The sequence below is a fragment of the Vicinamibacterales bacterium genome (assembly GCA_036496585.1).
Lineage (GTDB): Bacteria > Acidobacteriota > Vicinamibacteria > Vicinamibacterales > 2-12-FULL-66-21 > JAICSD01.
Window position 1 is genome coordinate 1 of the sequence record DASXLB010000075.1, and the last position, 4,067, is coordinate 4,067.

5 protein-coding genes, 1 tRNA gene and 1 pseudogene are annotated in these 4,067 nt (G+C 65.0%); 3 read left to right on the plus strand and 4 right to left on the minus strand.

Annotated features, from left to right (window positions below):
* Positions 1-312, plus strand: a pseudogene (locus VGI12_21545) (IS3 family transposase).
* A 440-nt stretch (positions 313-752) separates the two neighbouring features.
* Here VGI12_21545 and VGI12_21550 read toward each other — a convergent pair.
* Positions 753-1,214 (minus strand): hypothetical protein, encoded by a 462-nt coding sequence (locus VGI12_21550; GenBank protein HEY2435270.1) that lies wholly within the window; start codon positions 1,212-1,214, stop codon positions 753-755.
* Positions 1,215-1,443: 229 nt separating this feature from the next.
* On the opposite strand from VGI12_21550, the gene VGI12_21555 reads away from it, so the two are divergent.
* Positions 1,444-1,533 (plus strand) — tRNA-Ser (locus VGI12_21555).
* 50 nt (positions 1,534-1,583) lie between these two features.
* Here the strand turns inward: VGI12_21555 and VGI12_21560 are convergent.
* The 3 genes from VGI12_21560 to VGI12_21570 are packed head-to-tail and all read right to left on the minus strand — an operon-like array spanning position 1,584 to position 3,233.
* Complete coding sequence (locus tag VGI12_21560; GenBank protein HEY2435271.1) at positions 1,584-1,817, minus strand: hypothetical protein; 234 nt, start codon at positions 1,815-1,817, stop codon at positions 1,584-1,586.
* 59 nt (positions 1,818-1,876) lie between these two features.
* Positions 1,877-2,608, minus strand: a complete 732-nt coding sequence (locus tag VGI12_21565; protein HEY2435272.1) for an alpha/beta hydrolase — start codon at positions 2,606-2,608, stop codon at positions 1,877-1,879.
* Positions 2,601-3,233, minus strand: coding sequence for an SdpI family protein (locus tag VGI12_21570; GenBank protein HEY2435273.1), 633 nt, complete (start codon positions 3,231-3,233; stop codon positions 2,601-2,603). The genes VGI12_21565 and VGI12_21570 overlap by 8 nt, the downstream gene beginning before the upstream one ends.
* Before the next feature lie 106 nt (positions 3,234-3,339).
* Here VGI12_21570 and VGI12_21575 point away from each other — a divergent pair, with 106 nt between their 5' ends.
* Positions 3,340-3,576, plus strand: coding sequence for a hypothetical protein (locus tag VGI12_21575; GenBank protein HEY2435274.1), 237 nt, complete (start codon positions 3,340-3,342; stop codon positions 3,574-3,576).
* Positions 3,577-4,067 lie beyond the last annotated feature (491 nt).

A 4,067-nucleotide genomic window follows, 5' to 3' on the forward strand; every position in this document is an offset into this window, starting at 1 on the left:
GGAGTCAATCACAAGCGGGTCGATCGTCTCTACGCGGAGGCGCGTCTGCAGGTCAGGCGCCGGCGCCGCAAGAAAGTGCCGCTGTCCGATCGTCAGCCCTTGGCCCGGCCCCAGGCGCCGAACGAGGTGTGGTCGGCCGACGTCGTCTTTGACCGCACCGCCGAAGGCCGCGTGTTGAAGTGTCTGACGATCGTCGATGAGGCCACCACCGAGGCGGTGGCCGTGGTGCCGGCGCGGGCGCTGGGGGGAGCGCCACTGACGCGCGTTCTCGAAGCGCTGGCGATCACGCGCGGCCTGCCGCGGGTGCTACGACGAATCTGCAGACGGCCAAGAAACGCGAGCGCGACCTGGTTGAAGGCGCGGGCCGTGGACTGCTCTCCGCCAACGAGCAGGGACCAAAACGCCTCTCCGAAGCCATCGAGAGGTACCTTGAATCGAAGCGGATGCGCTGCTCGCCACGGACCCTCGAGTTCGAGGAGGAGCGCCTGACCCTCGTCAAGAGGCATTTCGGAGATGTGCCGCTCTCGGCAATCACGGCGACCGCGATCGCTGACTTTCAGCGCACGCGCCACGATGCCGGCATCGCGAACCGGACGATCAACATGGACGTCGGCGTGCTATCCCGAGTGCTCAAGTCCTGCGGCCGTTGGCGGGCGCTGGCCGAGCATGTTCGCAACCTGCCAGAGCGCCAGCATCCGGTTGGCCGCGCACTCACGGCTGAGGAACAGACCCGGCTCTTTGCCGCTGCGGCCTCAAGCCAGGAATGGGAGCACGTCTACTGCGCCGCGATCGTTGCGGCGAACACGTCGATGCGTCCGGTCGAGGTGAAGCATCTCCGGCGCTGCGACGTCGATCTGGTCAAGAAACTGCTGCACGTGCGACGGAGCAAGAACGAGACGAGCCATCGCGTGATCCCGCTGAACACGTCGGCGCTCAACGCGGTCGCCCGGATGTTCGAGCGGGCCGACATGCTCGACCACACGGAGCCCGAGCACTACCTCTGGCCGGCATGCCAATGGGGACGCTTCGACCCCACGCAACCGATGCTGAAGTGGGACACGGCCTGGCGAGCGCTTCGCGACGCCGCGGGCCTGCAGGGACTGCGTTTCCACGATCTGCGGCACACGGTGATCACAGAACTGGCCGAGATGGGCGTCGCCGATCACGTCCTCGAGTCGATCACCGGCCACCTGTCGCGCCGCATGCTGGAGCACTACTCGCACATCCGGATCGACGCCAAGCGCCAGGCGCTCGACGCCCTGGACGTGCAGCGTGGTAGGGTGCTGCCGGTGACGGGCAACGGCAACGGAGCCGACCCAGAGGGTGGCGAGGCGGAAATCGAGGCCATTATCGACGTGCCCGATAGCGTCAGGTCACAGTCACGTCACAGTTTGTTTTTGCAGGGCTCGCCGCCTTCCGGTAAACTGTTGATTCCACTCAATCGGAGAGATGTCCGAGTGGTTGAAGGAGCACGCTTGGAAAGCGTGTGTAGGGGAAACCCTACCGTGGGTTCGAATCCCACTCTCTCCGCCAGCTAAAAAGCGCGTCGTTTTCAGTCAGTTCCGGTCTGGAGTGATTTCACTCTAGAACTTCGAATCTGACGCGGCGCGCAATTCCGTGACGAGCTCGCGGACTGCGGCTATCACCGCGTTCGGTGCCTCAATCGGAATGCCATGCCCGCTGTCGGGGACCATCACCTGACGGCCCCGCCGCGATCGCTGCGCGAATTCGCGCTGCAGATCGACCCAGCCTCTTCGCACGCCGGCTTCGACGGACTTCTGATCCGCGATCGGTCTGCCCTGCGTCAAGACGATCATCGGCCTGTCCTCCAGGCCTCCCGCCGAGCGCACCAGATCGCCCGTCGCACGCCCCGGGCCTATCTTGGCATCCGCGAGCAGGACGTTTCGTTGACGGCTAAGACGCGCAGCACGTCCCATTCAGCGGCGCTCCAGTGCTTCGGCGGTGGTCCGGGATCCGACGCCATGAAACGGATCATGCCCAAGTGCCCCAACACCACGGACAGTCCAACGATGACACTGCGCGGAAGGCGCGGAGGCTCCTTGTGAGGCATACCTCGAATCGTGCCAGCGTCCTCGAGCGCGGTATCCACAAAAACCATCCCGGCGACCTCGGCGCGGTAGGCCGCGTTGTATAACCGGATGACTGACCCGCCGAACGAGTGACCGACGAGGACGAGGGGCGGCTCGAGTCGCGACTTCTGCACGAGGCGATGGAGATCGCGCGCAGCCGCATCGCCCCATTCGGGATCAGGCCCGGAGTCGCTCCATCCGATGTCAGCCCGGTCATACCAGCACGCGCGCGTGAAGGCCGCGACGCCGCGCTGCGTCGGCGTCCAGACGTATCCGGGCGCGGTCGCTCCACTCACGAAGACGACGGTTGGCGCGCCCTCGCCGGTGCAGGAGATGTTCAGCGTCCGGCCGCCAATGTCGACGGAACGTCCCACCTGTTTCCGTACCCGGGCGTCGCGCCACGCACCGACGTGTTCGTAGGCAGCGGCGGCGCAGACGAGCGCAACCAACAGGACACCAAGGAGCGTTCCCGCCCGGACGGCTATCCGCCGGGTCGTGTTCCAGGCACCGTCACGCATGGAGCCGGTTTCGCGATTGGCGTGTGACGAGGCAGATTCCGGCGAGCGCCGCCGGGCCGGCCAAGAGAATCATTCCTGGTCCGAACGGCGCCGGCACCACGATCGCGGAAAGCCCGATCACGGTCCCGAGCGCGACGACGAGGTATCCCGCCGATCGATGCGTGCGGATCCAGAGCGCGCGGTCGGCGAGCGTCGCCGACGTCCGAATGCCGATCGCGAGATTGCGGCGGGTCTTGGGCAGCAGATTGCCAATCGCGATCATCGTGAGCCCCAGCATGAGCGGGACGATCCGCCCTGCCCACGCGCGACCTGACAACCAGCCAAGCACGGCGGCAAGCAACAACGCGTGAACGGTGGTCACGAACGCGGCGACGCGCAGCAGGATCGCGTCGCACGTGGCGATCAGATTCGAGGCGTCCGGGTCGTCAACCGGGTGCCTGACGCACAGCCCGCGCAGGAGCGGGTCGATGATTGCAATCGCCATTGGCAGCAGGAACGCCACTATCGCGGGTCCAATCCACACCACGCGTCCACCGGGCAGCGTCAGAGCCGGAGGGATGCCGTCGGGAAGACCTCGCCGAAGCGCCAGGGCGCCCATGCCCAGTCCGGCGTAGACGAGAAACATCCGGGGCGATCGCGGCGTTCGCACCTCAAGCCTCCTGCTGTCGTGGCTTTGCGCGTTTCGCCACGGGACGCGGGCCGCGCCGGCTCGGACGTGTCCATTCGATGAGATGCTGCAGGAGCTCCTGAAATACCGACGTGTTGAGCTCGTAAAGAATTTCCTGACCGTTCCGCTCGGTGACGACGAGACCCGCGTCTCGAAGCACAGCGAGATGGCGCGAGATCGTGGGCCAGCTCGAATCGAAACGATCGGCGATTTGCCCCGACGTCAAGGGGCTCTCGCGGAGAAGCTCCAGGATCCGCCGGCGCGTCCCGTCGGCGAGCGCGCGGAATATCTGACTCGATGACTGTCCGGCACCACCGCGCACTTGCATAATTAGCACATTAACTAATTATCGATGCCGGGGTCAAATGGCGCTCCCGTCTGCGCGCGTCATGAACACGTGCCCGGCGATCAACTTCGCGATTGCGCCTGATGTGCGGGCGTCATGCGGAGGGTCCTGCACTGAGGCCGACAACAAGACAATTAGTGAGCTAGGTTACGCTTCACGGATGAGCCAGTTGCGGAAATCGTCCAAAATAGCCAGCTAGCCTCTAAACCGCACTGGGTCAATCACTTCCACCGCAGGGTGATTTCACATTAGAACTCTGGTAGCTCAGGAACCGTCTACATGTCTCCACGTTCATCGTGGAAAGTGGGATTGCGTCTCGGACGTGGTCGAGCCTACGAGGGACGTGCCTATCTCGCCGGCGAATCCGGCGCCGACGTCGTCGTCCGCGTCGTGTGGGGAACGGCGCCAGGCGACGCGTACACGTTGAAAGTGCCGTCACTCTCCGC

Coding starts and splice junctions, on each gene's coding strand:
- VGI12_21560 (HEY2435271.1), bottom strand. CDS start 1,817: ATGATCGTCTTGACGCAGGGCAGACCGATCGCGGATCAGAAGTCCGTC.
- VGI12_21565 (HEY2435272.1), bottom strand. CDS start 2,608: ATGCGTGACGGTGCCTGGAACACGACCCGGCGGATAGCCGTCCGGGCG.
- VGI12_21570 (HEY2435273.1), bottom strand. CDS start 3,233: ATGTTTCTCGTCTACGCCGGACTGGGCATGGGCGCCCTGGCGCTTCGG.
- VGI12_21575 (HEY2435274.1), top strand. CDS start 3,340: ATGCTGCAGGAGCTCCTGAAATACCGACGTGTTGAGCTCGTAAAGAAT.